This window comes from Pseudomonas sp. MF08875 (assembly GCF_059862525.1).
Window position 1 is genome coordinate 16,238 of the sequence record NZ_JCBCUW010000018.1, and the last position, 14,866, is coordinate 31,103.

The 14,866-nt window shown below is 57.5% G+C and carries 17 protein-coding genes; 3 read left to right on the forward strand and 14 right to left on the reverse strand.

Translation table 11 applies throughout. The features are described from left to right. Positions 1 to 21: 21 nt before the first annotated feature. The 14 genes from radC to AC19YT_RS12615 form a co-directional block, all read right to left on the reverse strand. Positions 22 to 516, reverse strand: a complete 495-nt coding sequence (gene radC, locus AC19YT_RS12550; RefSeq protein WP_500610345.1) for a RadC family protein — start codon at positions 514 to 516, stop codon at positions 22 to 24. 100 nt (positions 517 to 616) lie between these two features. Then, entirely contained in the window at positions 617 to 874 is a 258-nt protein-coding gene (locus AC19YT_RS12555) for a hypothetical protein (protein ID WP_184316529.1), read from the reverse strand. 71 nt (positions 875 to 945) lie between these two features. After that, on the reverse strand, positions 946 to 1,527 hold the full coding sequence (locus AC19YT_RS12560) for an STY4534 family ICE replication protein (RefSeq protein WP_500610346.1): 582 nt from the start codon (positions 1,525 to 1,527) through the stop codon (positions 946 to 948). Between the two features lie 1,087 nt (positions 1,528 to 2,614). Next, a complete protein-coding gene (locus tag AC19YT_RS12565; RefSeq protein ID WP_500610347.1) occupies positions 2,615 to 4,582 on the reverse strand; it encodes a DNA topoisomerase III in 1,968 nt (655 codons plus the stop codon). A gap of 226 nt (positions 4,583 to 4,808) precedes the next feature. Then, positions 4,809 to 5,264: a single-stranded DNA-binding protein gene (locus AC19YT_RS12570; RefSeq protein ID WP_500610348.1), complete on the reverse strand. Its 456-nt coding sequence runs from the start codon at positions 5,262 to 5,264 to the stop codon at positions 4,809 to 4,811. Next, a complete protein-coding gene (locus AC19YT_RS12575) occupies positions 5,261 to 5,779 on the reverse strand; it encodes a DUF3158 family protein (protein WP_500610349.1) in 519 nt (172 codons plus the stop codon). The genes AC19YT_RS12570 and AC19YT_RS12575 overlap by 4 nt, the downstream gene beginning before the upstream one ends. Continuing rightward, positions 5,776 to 6,531: a PFL_4669 family integrating conjugative element protein gene (locus tag AC19YT_RS12580; RefSeq protein ID WP_500610350.1), complete on the reverse strand. Its 756-nt coding sequence runs from the start codon at positions 6,529 to 6,531 to the stop codon at positions 5,776 to 5,778. Before AC19YT_RS12580 ends, AC19YT_RS12575 begins: the two co-directional genes overlap by 4 nt. A 241-nt stretch (positions 6,532 to 6,772) precedes the next feature. Beyond that, positions 6,773 to 7,963 (reverse strand): STY4528 family pathogenicity island replication protein, encoded by a 1,191-nt coding sequence (locus tag AC19YT_RS12585; RefSeq protein WP_500610351.1) that lies wholly within the window; start codon positions 7,961 to 7,963, stop codon positions 6,773 to 6,775. Beyond that, a complete protein-coding gene (locus tag AC19YT_RS12590; protein WP_348126575.1) occupies positions 7,960 to 8,508 on the reverse strand; it encodes a DUF2857 domain-containing protein in 549 nt (182 codons plus the stop codon). Before AC19YT_RS12590 ends, AC19YT_RS12585 begins: the two co-directional genes overlap by 4 nt. Next, on the reverse strand, positions 8,505 to 10,091 hold the full coding sequence (locus tag AC19YT_RS12595; protein WP_500610352.1) for a ParB family protein: 1,587 nt from the start codon (positions 10,089 to 10,091) through the stop codon (positions 8,505 to 8,507). The genes AC19YT_RS12590 and AC19YT_RS12595 overlap by 4 nt, the downstream gene beginning before the upstream one ends. A 14-nt stretch (positions 10,092 to 10,105) precedes the next feature. After that, positions 10,106 to 10,315, reverse strand: a complete 210-nt coding sequence (locus tag AC19YT_RS12600) for a hypothetical protein (RefSeq protein ID WP_348126579.1) — start codon at positions 10,313 to 10,315, stop codon at positions 10,106 to 10,108. 81 nt (positions 10,316 to 10,396) lie between these two features. Next, positions 10,397 to 11,239 (reverse strand): ParA family protein, encoded by an 843-nt coding sequence (locus AC19YT_RS12605; protein ID WP_500610353.1) that lies wholly within the window; start codon positions 11,237 to 11,239, stop codon positions 10,397 to 10,399. Between the two features lie 4 nt (positions 11,240 to 11,243). Continuing rightward, entirely contained in the window at positions 11,244 to 11,474 is a 231-nt protein-coding gene (locus AC19YT_RS12610; protein WP_348126583.1) for an AlpA family phage regulatory protein, read from the reverse strand. Positions 11,475 to 11,592: 118 nt separating this feature from the next. Beyond that, positions 11,593 to 12,342, reverse strand: coding sequence for a hypothetical protein (locus AC19YT_RS12615; RefSeq protein ID WP_348126585.1), 750 nt, complete (start codon positions 12,340 to 12,342; stop codon positions 11,593 to 11,595). Positions 12,343 to 12,613: 271 nt separating this feature from the next. On the opposite strand from AC19YT_RS12615, the gene tnpA reads away from it, so the two are divergent. The 3 genes from tnpA (at position 12,614) to tnpC (ending at position 14,851) form a co-directional block, all read left to right on the forward strand. Continuing rightward, positions 12,614 to 12,931, forward strand: coding sequence for an IS66-like element accessory protein TnpA (gene tnpA, locus AC19YT_RS12620; protein WP_003282986.1), 318 nt, complete (start codon positions 12,614 to 12,616; stop codon positions 12,929 to 12,931). After that, positions 12,928 to 13,263, forward strand: a complete 336-nt coding sequence (gene tnpB, locus AC19YT_RS12625) for an IS66 family insertion sequence element accessory protein TnpB (RefSeq protein WP_003282984.1) — start codon at positions 12,928 to 12,930, stop codon at positions 13,261 to 13,263. The genes tnpA and tnpB overlap by 4 nt, the downstream gene beginning before the upstream one ends. Before the next feature lie 61 nt (positions 13,264 to 13,324). Then, on the forward strand, positions 13,325 to 14,851 hold the full coding sequence (gene tnpC / locus AC19YT_RS12630; RefSeq protein ID WP_236310297.1) for an IS66 family transposase: 1,527 nt from the start codon (positions 13,325 to 13,327) through the stop codon (positions 14,849 to 14,851). The last annotated feature ends 15 nt before the right edge of the window (positions 14,852 to 14,866 follow it).

Here is a 14,866-nt window from a genome sequence, read left to right on the forward strand (position 1 = left end):
GCCCGAAGACGCCTGTGAGGGTTAAAGCCAACCATGTTCGGCAAGGGAAAGTGGACGACCTTCACCCACGATGAAGTGATCCAGTACGCGCACTTCGATCAAGGCCAAGGCCTCTTTCAGCCGTGCAGTCAAGATGTGATCCGCCTGGCTGGGTTCTGTACAACCTGACGGGTGGTTATGAACAAAAATGGCAGCCGCGGCGTTATGCGCTAGGGAACGCTTAACGACTTGGCGGGGGTAAACGCTGGCGCCATCAATACTGCCGTGAAAGAGGACTTCGAACGCCAACACCCGGTGCTTGGCATCGAGAAATATCACACCGAAGACTTCATGCTCTTGTTGCACAAGATGCAGTTTTAGGTATGAAGCCACGGCGTCAGGCGACGTCAGGTTAGGGCCGCGGGCGAACAGCCGACGATCCAGAATATGCAGTGCTTCGTCGATCACCTGGTTTTCTTGGACGATACGATCAGCCTCGAAATCCGAGGTCTCAATCAGTGTGAGTGGGGTGCTCATGGTGGTACCTCCGAAGGGAACCATCAGGGGTACACACCCGAGGGGAGTGGTATCCCCGAGGTGGATAGAGAGTCGCGGGCATTAGCCGATGACGAGATGTTTACAGCCGAGTGAATCGGTGGCGTTGACCGTGCAGGGGTGAGCCACAACCGTCGCAGGGCAATGGGGAAAAGGCTTTTACTCCCCCGCCGGTTTCGGGATCGAAGTCGGCACTGATGGGCATTAACCGAACCAGTCCACGATGGATGCCGGCGATGCGTTTCTCGATTTCATCCGTCGTGTAGTAGAGCGATAACGTGCTGTAGTCCTCGTAAGCAGCCGCGAACAAGCAGTCGTCGCAAAGCCAGAAGGATTCCATGTTGGTTCTCCTGTGCGGATTGAAGAAAAGGCGCTCGACGGAGCGCCTTGATGAGGAACATCGTGGACTGTTCAGGCGGACTGAACGGTACGGGTGACATCACGGCGAGCCGTGCGGGGAGCGGGTGGTGATTCAGGTTCAACCCGAGCCTCTGTTGGGTTTTCGATCTCCTCAGCTTCGGCATCAGCCGATGGTGGGGATGACTCACTGGTGGGCACTTGCTCAGCAGGTGCTGTTGCTTCCTGCCTGGCGGGCGCTTTGTACTCGAACGTGCCGTCGATCTTGATCCAGTCGATAAACAGCAAACGACCTTTCAGGCTGGCGCCCGGTTGACCTTTTTTTTCGCCTTTCTCGTAGAGAAACGGATCAATCCACAGGTCGCCGATACGGAACGACAGTAAGACCTTTTTCTCGGCGTTGACGGCGTCCGTATAGAGACGAATCAAGCGTTCAGCTTCACCCCCAGCGACATTGCAGTCGAAACGGGTGTACTCGACCGCATCGGTGGCACCGTGCAGGGCGGCGATATCGCAGGCCATGAAGGGTTGGCCGCGGCGGACTTGGACTTCACGAACACGGTTGAGGTAGCCAATACCGACGGTGTGCAGGTTGAAGTAAGTGGTCGCTTCTTGGGGTTGGTTGGCGTGAGCCATGGTGGTTCTCCTGTTTCAAGGGAAAACGGCGACGCACAACCCCTGACGGGGAGGTGAGCCCCCGTCAGGGTGGATTAGGTGAAGTCGAGCGATGAACGATTCGCCACCGGCAAGCCGATGGCGATCAGAAGGATGCACTTGGGGAATACTGGCGCAACAGAGAAATATCTGCGGTGGTCATCCGCAGGCATGGGGTAGCAGGCATTCATCGCCGCTGAAGCGGTGACCGCGCGAGCTTCCGAACGCTGATCGCACTTGGGGAAACCACCACAAGCGTGGCGTAGCCTTGAAGGTTCAAGCTACCTGGGCTGGGCTGTCAACGACAGCGAACCACGCCCTTTGTATATGCCTGTCACAGGGGCGCGTCAAGACGCCGCAAGCCGATTTTTTATGGCCGGAATGTAGTGGTAGTCACTGGACTGAAGAAAGTGAAGAGTGGGCCTGGCGGGGTGCCAGGCGAGGAACAGAAAAGCCACCTTTGACGGTCTGACGCAGTCGACAAGCTCCTCGCAAAGCCTGATTTAACTGCGCCATGACTCGCCAACCGACCCTTGTCGTGGCCTGGGTAGGAATTTGCTGGCACGCATCCGCGCACAAAGGGCGCCCAGTGTTTCCCCGGCGAGCTCCGGGACTGAATACGATCGCCGAAGCGGATGACCGCTATTGCCTGGCGAAGGCAACAGTGGTCATCCGCCACCACGATCAGGTCGAGCACAAAACGGGAACGAAATCCCGCAGAAGAGAAGGCTCCGAACTCAAGGAGTTCGACCGAGCTGCCCAGAGCGATTCGGTCTTGGGTCGCCGTTGGCGATGATCCTGAGACACTACAGCAGAGAGGGTAGGATCACGTCAAGCCAGTGGGCGATCCCGCATAAGCCACTACATTGAGCACGATGAAAGAGGTTACTTACTGCCGAGATGAGCGGCCAATTGTTCGACGGTTGCCAGGATAAAGGCGCGGTCACTTTCTTTGCCTTGGCCCGTGAAATCGGACAACGCTTTATCGACTTAGAGAGGGATCAGTCGCCGTTGATGATGCACTGATCAGCACATCACCCCAATACTCATGCCGATCTCCAGTGAAGCGTCATGAGCGACGCGTATCTTTTCTGATCGGCACTGTTCCCTTACAGTCGGGGTAGTGGGAGCATGACCAGAACGCCCCTGATTTCCCCTTTCGCCTGCGCGTTGAGGCGTTGCAAATGGGGCAGGTCGGGCCGGCTTCGACCGGTACCGCCAAGGTGAGTGCGCCACAGTGTTCGACCAATTGTGCAATCCAATTTGCCTGCTTGGCGACGAACGCATCCAGGGTCAGACTTCCCGCTTCGATTTCGTCCAGAGCCTGTTCCCAGATCGCGGTCATACCCGGATCCGCGACTGCAGCGGGTACCGCCTCTATCAGAGTATGGGCCGCTGCGGAGGCCATTAAGGCGCGTTTTTTCTTCAGCAAATAGCCGCGATCAATCAACCCCTTGATGATGCCGGCTCGCGTGGCTTCGGTACCGATTCCGGTGGTGTCCCGAAGTTTCTGTTTCAGGCGTGGGTCGTTGACCAGCTTGGCCACGTTTTTCATCGCCTTGATCAGATCGCCTTCGGTGAGAGGTTTGGGAGCGGCAGTGCGCATGGATTTGAGTTCGACGTCGTTCACTGCGCACTGAGTACCCTGTTGCAGGACGGGTAAGACTTGGGACTTTTGACTGGGCTCATCCTCCTCGGTGTTTTCGTAGAGCAAGCCTTTCCAGCCCTGGATCAGGATCTGTTTGCCAACAGTAGTCAAACGCTCTCCGCCGCACTCCAGTTCGACCTGAGTTCGATCAAACTCATGATGCGGAAGAAATTGCGCGAGGTAGTGGCTACGAATCAGTTCGTAGACTTGGCGTTCTTGTTCGGACATGCGCGCCAGGTTCGCCGGCTCGGTGGTGGGGATGATGCCGTGGTGCGCGGTGACCTTGGCATCGTTCCACACGCGGGAGTGCAGTGATCGATCGAGTCTTCCGAATGTGGGCTGCAGCGCCGGATCCGTTTTGAGCAGGGCATCGAATACCGCGGGTACCTCATTGAACATACTCTCTGGCAAATAACGGCAATCGCTGCGTGGGTAGGTGGTGGCTTTGTGGGTTTCATACAGGGCTTGGGCGATGTTCAGGGTTTCCTGAACGCCGAGTCCCAGCTTGCGCGAGCAGACTTCTTGCAGTGTGCTCAGGTCGAAGGGCAGGGGTGGAGGTTCTCGGAAACGCTCAGTCTGCAGCGAGAGCACTGTGGCGGTCTTACCGCTAGAAATCGCTTGGGCCGCCTGAATTGCCAGCGCTTGTTGCAGGCAACGACCTGCCTCGTCCTGCCCTGAGCTGGGTGGTAACCACGACGCGATGAATGGTTGCCCCATTGCGGACAGGTGCACCTCCACTTCCCAGTAGGGCACCGAGACGAAGCTGGCAATCGCACGATCCCGATCGACCACCAGACGTAAAGTGGGTGTCTGGACGCGTCCAACCGACAATACACCGTCGTAGCCCGCCCGCCGACCAAGAAGGGTAAACAAACGACTCAGGTTCATGCCGATCAGCCAGTCGGCTCGGCTGCGGGCGAGGGCTGAGTGGTAAAGCAGGAAGGTCTCCTGACCAGACTTTAGTGAGGACAGTGCGTTGCGAATCGACGCCTCATTGAGTGCGGACAACCAAAGACGTTGAACGGGACCTCGATACTTGCAGAGTTCCAGTAGCTCGCGGGCAATCATTTCACCTTCGCGATCGGCGTCGGTCGCGATGACAACACTGGAGGCTTCACTCAGCAGGTGTTTGATGATTTTGAGCTGCGCGGAAGTCTTGGGTTTGACCTCAACCTGCCACTGCGTGGGAATGATCGGTAGATGATCCAACGACCAACTCTTGAATTGCTCGCCATAGGCTTCAGGCGATGCTGTCTCCAGCAGGTGGCCGATACACCAGGTGACGGTTGTCTCTGTGCCGATCAGGCAACCGTCACCACGCCGAGTGGCCCCGAGTACCTTGGCGATGTCCCGACCCTGGGAAGGTTTTTCGCAGAGGAAGAGGCGCATAGAACTGCTCCGGATTGAGTTCGGAGCAGCGTTGGTGAAAACAGCAGTGGCGAGATATGAGAAAACTGAATGGCAAGTCCCTTATATTAGTCGGTGAGGGCAGGCCTGTATGGTCCGAGGTTGCTGTCTGGTTGTAGTCTGGATAACAGGATGGGTCTTCACGAGCAGCCAGTAATAACTGGCCAGCAACTTCGCGCAAAGGCGCATTTTTTATGCCTGAAGCCTGTCAGGCCGTAGGTGGTTGTCCTCTGCGTTTCTTGGGTTTCGAAGCAGGTGAACTGGCCTGCTCTGTATTTTGAGAGGCCACCGGTTCACTGGTGCGTTCCCGCATGACCACGCCGTGCACCCGATGAGGCAGGATGCCGACGCGACGGGCTTCGATCTTGAAGGTCACCCGCGCATTTTCTTCGCTGTCCTCCCACTCATCGCGTACGGTGCGGCCTTCGACCAACACACGCATACCTTTCTGGTACAGCGTGCTCCAGTGTTCAGCCTCGCGGTGCCAAAGCTCCACCGGCGCCCAATAGCCACCTCGATCTTCATAGCTGCCCTCGCGTGGCACGGGGTTGTCGAAGTACACATTCAGCCGCAGCAAGCGCCGTGGCTCGTCATTACCTGAGGCGAACTCCTGGAACTCTGGCGCACTGCCGATATTGCCTTCGCCGACGAAAAAAGTGCTCATTGTGATATCTCCACTGCTGGTGTGAACTGGCGCAGCAGTTGTTCGGCGCTGGCCATTTTGATCGCGCAGGTCGTGGCCTGGCGGTAGAGCGAATGCACGACGCTCATCTGCAGGTTCAGTGCAATGCGCTCGCATTCGAAACGGTGCAATCCCTCGCGCACGACCTGCGGCAGGGCGTTGTTGCAGACCTGGCGTTCCCAGACCGCAACCCCCATACGGGCAAAATCACGGGTGCGCCAACGCAAAAAGGTGCTGCCCGCGCTGGTGTTCTGCAGCACCAATCGAATATCCAGCAGTGAGTAAGGGGGCTGTCCGGCCTGCTGCACAACAGCCTCCATCAGGTGACATAACTGCGCCTCAATTTCCCTCGCCACCTGCGCCAAGTGCTCCAACTGCCCTTTACCCTTAAAAGGTTTTAAAAGGCCTTTTAGGGAGGCTGCGTGTTCGAGCTGTCGATAGGCATCCTGTGTCAACGCTTCGAAGGGAATTGTTTGAGCCGAGGTCAGGGGATTCATACTTCGTCCTCCGGCTCATCCACTGTCGCAGATGGCTCTCCCGCTTCCTCTGCCAACGCGTCAGCGTCATCTACTGCCACAGCACCACGACGAATGATTGGCGGTGCAAACTGGGAGCGGCGATGACCCTCCAGAATGTCCATCGGGGGCAAACCCAGTTTCTCAATGGCCGCAATGGCACGGGCGTTGTTCGCCGCCATGTCATCACGCGTGACGCCGGCATGCCGATAGCGCTGTGCCTGACCGAACAGGCTGCGCAGCAGATGGGCACCGTCGTCGATCCAGGCTTCCATGTCGACGCGGCCAATCAGGGCTGTGTGATGGGCCAATAGGGTATGACGCACCAGGGTGTCGTAGTCGGTCAGCAAGTAGACCGCCAGAAAACCCAGCTGGCTGCCGATGTACAACGGCAAGGTGATGGGGTGGATGTTGAGGTTGTCGCTCATGTCGATCTGTGTCGGCAGGTCCTGTTTGATCCGATCCAGCTGTTGGGTCAATTCCAGCATCCCGGCTTTGGCCTGCATCAGTTTTTCTTCAAGTTGCACAATGGCCCAATCGGCATAGGGATCGTCCTGGGCCGCGGTTTGTTTGATCAGGTTGGTGACACTGATGTAGCCGGCCATGCCCATGATGGAGTGGACGCCTTCGCATGCGGTTCGACCTTGCCAGATACGGGCGGCGTGGTGAGTGTGCAGAGTCAGGGTGATGCTGCTGCGCAATGAACCTAAATTGAGTTGATAGTGATCGGCCACGGTGTTGTCCTCGCATTGGCTTGGACGGGAACGTTGCGACAGATGAGGGTCAGGGGCAGCCGAAAAGCTGAATGCGGACTGTTCGGTTTGGTTGAGAAGGTTAATTTCGAAAACGTTCGTGAGTGATTCCAGTGAGATTATTTCCAGGGATGGCGATGGTTGTATTGATCGGATTGCACAGATTTTGCCCTTTGCGATCTCACAGTAGAACTCAGTAGATTTGATGCCACTGGCATCAAATCTACTGACGTCCAGGGCGTTTGCCGCGCAGTTGGCGTAGCTCATTCAGGCACGCTTGGGCGAGGGCGGATGCGGGTTCGCCCTTTTTTCGGGATGGGCGTGAAGGTACCATTGGGGGCGGTTCTGCAACGGGTGAGGGTTCTGTCTGACCTGCCCAAGGGCGAAAGTCGCCTTTCAGTGCGCGCTGGATTAGGCCCATCAGATACGCCGCTGGCTTGCGGATACCTCCTGCCGTACAGCGTGCGCTCGCTTCGTTGAGCACCGCCTGACGATCCGCTGGTTTGAGCTTGTCCAGCGCGACGGCGACGGCATGACGCTCGCTTGGACTCAGGTGCAGCGAATCGGGCCAGTGCAGGTTATCCACCGCTGGGGTCGCGCGCGGTACAGTACAAATACTTTCTTTTAATACAGTACAGGCGGCGTTCGGATTCCGAACTGCGCCGGAAACACTGGCGTTCAGACCCGATTCGGAATCCGAACGAGGTCTTGCACGATTCCGAACGAGGTGATCTTCCCCCAGTTCGGAATCGTGCACCGTGTCGTCGGTTACCTGATCCAATCCTTGCTGCGTCCAGTGTTCGCCCCAGCTCTCGAGCCGCGTCGGTAATCGATCCCGATCAATATTCGTGTCCCGGCGGACTTCCTCCACCACGTGCTGAGCAACAATACGCACCGCCTTCGTCGCATGATCAAGGGCATGTCCGACCAGCACCAGGTAATCCTGATCCAGCTCCATGGCTTCGGCTGGGGTTAACGGTTCATCGTGCAGGACATACAGTGAGCCTTGAAGACGTCCGTTAAGCTGATCGCGTCCGCGACTCACCAAACTGAGCCAGCGCGTCAACCTGAGCATCGTCAACACCCGAGCAATGGTTTCACGGGAAGCAGACGCACCGTAGGGCACGCTCGATAGGTAAGGCTGCAAATCCTCATAGCGCGGTGTGACCACGCCCCGGCCTTGCAGCATGAGTCGAAACACCTGCCAGGCATTACGCTCCAATGGCGTCAGCCGATGATCCAACAGCAGCCGACGCGGCACGACTTCGTGTGATTGGCCACTGAACAGAAAGCCAGCCTGCAGAGCCTGGTTGGAGGGTTGTTCAGTGGTAGGGCGTGCGGGCCAGCGTTCACTCAACTGCTGGGTGCATTGCTGCAGGACACGCTGCCAGCGATTGGAAGAGACAGTGTTCATGTCCCGTTGCTGTACTGGTCGATCTGCTGCCAAACGATGGTCAAGCTGATCTGTTGCTCCTCCGCCAGCATCATCATGGCGTCGAGCTGATCCGCGGTACCGTCTTGAGCGCGTAGCTGGCACCATCGCTGCCAGAGCGCATGTTCCTGTGCTTCGCTCAAATGCTGAGGGCGGCCTTTACGGGTTTCGATCTTGAGCAGACGTCGGCGCAGGGCGGTTTCCGAATGCGCCAAGCCGAAGCACTGGTACATGATGGTGCTGCTGGCGCCGAGCTTGAGTGCTCGGTTGATCAAGCGCTCGTTCTGCTCGTCGCGATCAGCTTGCTCGATCAACCGGTGTAACACTGGTGAGTCGATCTTAACCTCGACCCAAGACACGGTGGCATGGGCCAGGCGCGACAGGGTGGCGGGCGGTAAGGATTGCAGCAAGTAGATGTCGTCCTCACCCAGTCCGAGTGCTTTGCAGCGTTGCAGGTTACCCAGGCGCAGTTCATGCAGGACCTGAGTCAACATGGCCTGGTTGAGCACGTTAAAGGAAAAGCTCATGGCAGCTCCTTCGATAAGTTGTCTTCAGGGGGAAGCGTTAAGTCGATCAGGCGACGGGCCAAACGAATCAGCCGATACAGCTTGATCAACAAGCTGTCGGGCAGTCGCTCCAGACCCATATCCATGGCAGGATGATCTGGCATCGGGAGTTGGTAGACCCCCAGTAACAATTGGCCGAACAATGCCGAGGGCAGTTGCTTACGATCCTCCCAGTTCACGTGGTCTTGAGCGCGCAACATGGCCAGGAGCAATAGGTGAATGCCGCTCGAGCGAGGCGCGGCAAGATCAAGCCGCTCGATGTCCAGAGCAAACCCCAAGCCATGCGGCTGATCGATGATGCTCTCGGGATGTCCGGCATAGGTCGCCATTTCCCGCGCCAATCCGGCAATTGCAAAACGCAGTTGTTCGGGGGTATCCAGTGTTGGTGCGATGATCCAGATGTCGTCGATCGTGCAGTTTTCGACTGGATATGCTGCTTCGATGGCAGTCTCGCGATCGATTTGTTCGCGAATCTGCTGGACACGTGACGGAGGGATGACTGCTGATAATGCATTCGTTTCGGGCGGGGTGAGCAGATCCTCTCGCGTTGGTTTGGTTCGGGGCATGATCTCAGTTGATTTGGGACGGGACTCAGAGGAAGTCGGTCCTGTCGCGGCTTCATCAACGCTTTTCAGATGGTTGTTCTCTGAGGGCTCGCGGGCTACAACACCAGGCGTCGAGATGACCCGTTGTGTATCGCTCAGTTCCAGGGCCAACAAACGGTAAGACTGTCCGAGTAAGCGGCTCATGCGTTCGAGCAGTTCATCCTGTATTTGCTCAAGATCGAAGGACTCAGGTTCGGCATCGAAGTAGCCCAGGGTATCGAGCCAAAATTCGGTGAACGCAATGCTGGAGGTTGGATAGCGGTTCCAGGTTCGTTCAGCCTGGCTACGTAGGCTGATTAAGCGTTCGATCTGAGGCTTACCCAATCCGGCATACAGGGTTTGTGGAATTGCGGGCAGTAAGTGTTCAAGAGTGTCGAGCATCCGGCTAATGTGTGACTGCGAAATCGGATAGCCTCCGGCGGCAAGACGTCGTGCTAGCTCACGTTGCGAGAGCACAGTTCCATCTGGTTCGAGCATGGTTTTGAGTTTGGCTACAGCCAGAGCACGTTCGATGAAGGTGAGTTGGCCGTGCAGATCGCTTTCGGCCAGATGGCCTAGTAGGGCGGTGAGTTCATTTATCCAAGGTCGGAACAGGCAATGAATGCGAAAGAAGCGCTCGTCACGGGTTTCCTGCCACAGCTCGCCTAGAATGGCCAAGCGCGTATTACCACCGTTTCGGATGATGAAATAGGTTTCTCCCGGGCGGCGGGTAATCGGCGGTGGTTGATCCAGCCCACGTTCACGGATGGAGGACTTGATATCGTCATACAGCGGATTACGGATGAAACGCGGGTTGTGTTCGTAGGGCCGCAACTGCTCCAGCGTAACCAGCATAGGTGTATCCATTACTGGATCGGACAGCTGCTCAAGTTCTGGACCCCGAGGGAAGTGGTCCTGATGCAGCTTGTCGGTGATCTCCTCCTGACTGAGCTTCTTCATTTGAACAGCCTCAATTAACGCCCGTTACGCAAATGGTCACCGACCTCGAACTTGACGATCTCGGCAGTACCCGAGCCTTCGAAATACCGAGACAGTTCCGCGAGGAACCAACCCATGGCCAAGCGCCCGCCTTGCAGGCGAAAGACCACAGTGCAGTACTCCTCGCTAGGTGGGTGGTGGGGGCAAATGGATGGTTGAACGATGATGGGAAGCTGATCCAACATCAAAAGTCTCCTTGCCAAACGCTGTTGGCATCAAGGTCGATTTAAATGCCGTGGAGAGAAACGCCGGCTTGGTGTGTTGCCTCATTTAACCTCCGCGCACCTGCTCACCGTAGATATCACCTCGCGCCATTCCGGAAACAACTCGATGGCCAGCGCTTGCATGGTTTCCAGCGCGGATGGCGAGCGTCGTTCACGTGACTGGCGCGATTCGATTCGGTGGACCGGCAGGCCGAGGGAGGCGGCATTGAGGTATGCCACTCGGTCTGGAACTACGGCGTCTAGAACCGAGATATTGGTAGCCCCAGCGAAGGTCTCGCGCAGGCCACGGATGATCATTCGTGTGTCCACCCGAATGGCATTCACCTGGTTCAGTAGCAGTCGTAAGGGGGGCGGTGTAATTCCTAGGAGGCGGAACGGCTCGAGTTCGCTGAGCAGCTTCAAGGTGCCGCGGCGCAGTTCACGGGCGGTGAGCATTTCCGGCGTGATGGGAGATAGGGCGAGATCTGAGGCTAGTAGGGCCATCTCCAGCAGCACGCTTCGCGCGCCTTGGGTGTCGATCAAAAGCAGGTCGTAACTGGGGCGGAAGGCATCCAGCAGATTGCGCAAACGCAGTCGCCCATCAGGGGCATGCAGCAACAAGGTCCCCAGTCTGCCTTGATCATCGTTGGAGAGTATCAGGTCGAGACCAATAACCGTGGTCGTGGAAATTATCTGCGAAGGATCTGTCAGGTTGAGCGCAATGAACTCGTACGCACCAGCGATGGCCTTGTAGCTCAATGCGTAATAGCTGGAAAGGGTGGGCTGGCTATCCAGATCGAGCAGCAGGACGCGTAGGCCCGCATCTGCCAGAAGACCGCCGAGGTTGGCGGCCACAGTTGTTTTTCCGACCCCACCTTTGGTGGAAACCACCGATACCACACGCATGGCATCAGGCCTGCTGGCCTAGGCGTTCAATGACCCACCGCTCGATCTCCAGCGAGTCCCAGCCTACGGCGCGCAATCCAATGCGTTTAGCCTGAGGGAATTTACCTTCCTTCATTAGGTTGTAGATGTGCGCCCGCTTGAAGCCCGTTTTACGCTCAACCTCGTCCCGCCGCATGATGTGACGTTCGACCGGAGGTAGAGGTGCTTCAACGATGGACGAAGATTGGCTGGACATGCTGGTCACTCCTGGCGCCGATTGGCGCGTTGTGGGAAGTGACCTGAATTGAATAGCAGTAGGGGAAGGGCGTCATTGCACTGCAATCGCTGAGATTGCAGTGCAATGATTGCCGGACTTACGTTCGGGAAAGGCTCCGTCGGGCGGCGGCGAACTTCTCATCGAGAGAGCGTTTGCTCAAACCTGGAGTGCCTTCATAGTGCGCAGTTATTGAATCAACGATAGCGGCTTGGCTACCGAATACGGAGTTGGGTTTTCCAGCTGGCGAGGATCCGAGGAGTGTTTCGAGTAAAGCGCCGATGACATGTTGATATCCAGTTTCGCTTCGCTCGCTGAGCTTACCTTGTGCTTTAACGAGTGCGCGTAAGCTTTCCCTTTCCAAACCGATAGCCTTGAGCTCTTCAAGAAGCTCACGAAGGGCGGCGTCACTCGCTTTGAGCTCTACCTCCAGAGCATCTCGGTCAGCTCGCAACGTCAAGTAAGTACCAACGCTGATTTGTTCATTCTCGGCGGGCAGTTTTCCAAATAGGAACGCCGGACGCTGATCGGGATAATGATGAAACATCCACCTTTTCAGGTCTGTATGCCTGACTGTGAGCAGCCGGCAGTCGATGGGTGTATCTGGTGCTACCGTTACGCCAAAATAGCCGAACGGAAGTTCATGGTTGCGCACTGCATCGAAGATTTTTTCGGTGTTGGCGTGGAGGCATGGCCATTGAGGGAAGGTCGTGGACAGTGCTGCGGGGCAATCGTTGGCGAGCTCAAGAATTTGAGACTCATAAGCCATAAGATCGCACCAACGGATAGCTACATCGATGGGGCGATAGAACACTTTTGCGTGCGGATCGCAGCTTTGATGGGTGTACATATTGGCGGCCTCATGCCTGAGAGAACAGATCCGCGGGTACGTGTTAGAGGCTTGTACGGGCCTGAGCTTCCGTGCGGTGGCTGTTCCTTGAGTCGGTTCAGTGTATGGTCAATTTGACGCCTGTTTGTCGGAACGGGTTAATTGATCATGCTGCATCTTGTGAGACGCTCGGTATCCGTCCGGCCAACTCACCTTCCGAACTCCAGCATTAAGGACGATGGTGTCCGCGTATTTTTAAGCGGACGCGATAGCCCTTATCGCCGGGATTTCCATGCGCCAACGAAGCTCTTACCCCAAACCGTTCAAGGCCCAGGTTGTTCAGGAGTGCCTGCAACCCGGTGCGACCGTTTCCAGCGTTGCCATCCGCCACGGCATCAATGCCAACGTCATTCGCAAGTGGCTACCGCTTTATCGAGATCAACTGCCAGCGGCGTTGCCGGCGTTCGTTCCTGCGAGAGTTACGCCAAAACGACCAGTTGAACCAGCTGTGATTATCGAGCTACCGCTGGGCGAGCAATCGATCACAGTGAAATGGCCAGCTTCCGATCCTGAAGGATGCGCCCGCTTTGTCCGGGGGCTCGCCCAGTGATCCGTATCGATAGTATCTGGCTCGCCACCGAACCCATGGATATGCGCGCGGGCACTGAAACCGCGTTGGCCCGCGTGGTGGCGGTGTTCGGTGCGGCGAAGCCGCACTGCGCCTATCTGTTCGCCAATCGCCGCGCCAACCGCATGAAAGTCCTGGTGCATGACGGCGTGGGTATCTGGCTGGCCGCGCGGCGATTGAACCAGGGCAAGTTTCACTGGCCAGGCATCCGCCACGGCTCGGAAGTTGAACTCGACACCGAGCAACTTCAGGCGTTGGTACTGGGGCTGCCCTGGCAGCGGGTCGGTGCGGGCGGCGCGATCACAGTGCTGTAGCACCGGCCATTAGCCCATCGGTGTATCTGCGCAGAGCGTCTGCTCTGGCACAATCAGCAGCATGAACCCCTCGCCCAATCTCGACCAACTGACAGCTGAGCAACTGCGCACACTGGCCGCGCAGTTGCTGACGCAGGTCGACGTGATGGGCAAGAAAATCCACCGTGATCAAACCATCATTGAGCAGCTCACACACGAAATCGCTTGGTACAAACGGCACAAGTTTGCCAAGCGTAGCGAGCAACTGAGCCCTGACCAGGGTAGCTTGCTGGACGACCTGCTCGACACTGACATCGCCGCCATCGAGGCGGAGCTGAAAGCTGTCAATCCCCCGGTTGCTCCAGCCGAACCCCGCCAACAGCCCAAGCGCACACCGCTGCCGGCACAATTTCCGCGCACCGTGATCCGCCACGAACCGGAGAACACCCAATGCGCCTGCGGCTGCCAGCTGCAACGCATCGGTGAAGACATCAGCGAAAAGCTGGATTACACGCCGGGCGTTTTCACCGTCGAACAGCATGTGCGTGGGAAATGGGCCTGTCGCCAGTGCGAAACACTGATCCAGGCCCCCGTGCCGGCCCAGGTGATCGACAAGGGCATCCCCACCGCCGGCCTTCTGGCTCACGTGATGGTGGCCAAATTCGCCGACCACTTGCCGCTATATCGGCAAGAGAAAATCTTTGGCCGTGCCGGCCTGGCCATCGCTCGCTCGACACTGGCGCAGTGGGTCGGACAAACCGGCGTGCAGCTCCAGCCGCTAGTCGATGCCCTGCGCGAAGCCGTGCTGGGCCAACGCGTGATCCACGCTGACGAAACCCCGGTGCAAATGCTCACCCCAGGCGAGAAGAAAACCCATCGGGCTTACGTCTGGGCCTACAGCACCACACCCTTCGCCGATCTGAAGGCCGTGGTGTATGACTTCAGTCCCAGCCGTGCCGGCGAGCATGCGCGCAATTTTCTTGGTCAGTGGAATGGCAAGCTGGTCTGCGACGACTTCGCTGGCTACAAGGCCAGCTTCGAGCAAGGCATTACCGAAATCGGCTGCATGGCCCACGCCCGCCGCAAGTTCTTCGATCTGCACGCTGCAAACAAAAGCCAGTTGGCCGAACAAGCACTGCACGCGATGGGCAGCCTGTACGAAATCGAACGGCAAGCACGGGACATGAGCGATGAAGAACGCTGGCGAATACGACAGGAAAAGGCTTCACCGATCCTCGATACACTGCATGACTGGATACTGGCCCAGCGTGATCTTGTGCCCAACGGATCGGCCACGGCGAAAGCCTTGGATTACAGCCTTAAACGCTGGCAGGCACTGACTCGCTATGTCGAGGATGGTGCTGTGCCCATCGACAATAACCAGGTCGAGAACCAGATTCGTCCATGGGCCCTGGGGCGCTCGAACTGGTTGTTTGCCGGGTCGCTACGCAGCGGCAAACGCGCGGCGGCGATCATGAGCCTGATCCAGTCGGCCCGCATGAACGGGCATGATCCGTATGCCTATCTCAAGGACGTGCTGACACGCCTGCCGACGCAACGGGCGAGTGAGGTCGGCCAACTGCTGCCGCATCAGTGGGCGCCTGCCTGAGTCGCGCAAGGTGAG

Excerpts from the sequence above, each read along its gene's own strand:
- AC19YT_RS12565 (WP_500610347.1), bottom strand. The coding sequence starts at position 4,582 with ATGCGCCTCTTCCTCTGCGAAAAACCTTCCCAGGGTCGGGACATCGCC.
- AC19YT_RS12595 (WP_500610352.1), bottom strand. The coding sequence starts at position 10,091 with ATGAAGAAGCTCAGTCAGGAGGAGATCACCGACAAGCTGCATCAGGAC.
- AC19YT_RS12590 (WP_348126575.1), bottom strand. The coding sequence starts at position 8,508 with ATGAGCTTTTCCTTTAACGTGCTCAACCAGGCCATGTTGACTCAGGTC.
- AC19YT_RS12555 (WP_184316529.1), bottom strand. The coding sequence starts at position 874 with ATGGAATCCTTCTGGCTTTGCGACGACTGCTTGTTCGCGGCTGCTTAC.
- AC19YT_RS12570 (WP_500610348.1), bottom strand. The coding sequence starts at position 5,264 with ATGAGCACTTTTTTCGTCGGCGAAGGCAATATCGGCAGTGCGCCAGAG.
- AC19YT_RS12610 (WP_348126583.1), bottom strand. The coding sequence starts at position 11,474 with ATGTCCAGCCAATCTTCGTCCATCGTTGAAGCACCTCTACCTCCGGTC.
- tnpA (WP_003282986.1), top strand. The coding sequence starts at position 12,614 with ATGCGCCAACGAAGCTCTTACCCCAAACCGTTCAAGGCCCAGGTTGTT.
- radC (WP_500610345.1), bottom strand. The coding sequence starts at position 516 with ATGAGCACCCCACTCACACTGATTGAGACCTCGGATTTCGAGGCTGAT.
- AC19YT_RS12585 (WP_500610351.1), bottom strand. The coding sequence starts at position 7,963 with ATGAACACTGTCTCTTCCAATCGCTGGCAGCGTGTCCTGCAGCAATGC.
- AC19YT_RS12615 (WP_348126585.1), bottom strand. The coding sequence starts at position 12,342 with ATGTACACCCATCAAAGCTGCGATCCGCACGCAAAAGTGTTCTATCGC.
- AC19YT_RS12600 (WP_348126579.1), bottom strand. The coding sequence starts at position 10,315 with ATGTTGGATCAGCTTCCCATCATCGTTCAACCATCCATTTGCCCCCAC.
- AC19YT_RS12575 (WP_500610349.1), bottom strand. The coding sequence starts at position 5,779 with ATGAATCCCCTGACCTCGGCTCAAACAATTCCCTTCGAAGCGTTGACA.
- AC19YT_RS12605 (WP_500610353.1), bottom strand. The coding sequence starts at position 11,239 with ATGCGTGTGGTATCGGTGGTTTCCACCAAAGGTGGGGTCGGAAAAACA.
- AC19YT_RS12560 (WP_500610346.1), bottom strand. The coding sequence starts at position 1,527 with ATGGCTCACGCCAACCAACCCCAAGAAGCGACCACTTACTTCAACCTG.
- tnpC (WP_236310297.1), top strand. The coding sequence starts at position 13,325 with ATGAACCCCTCGCCCAATCTCGACCAACTGACAGCTGAGCAACTGCGC.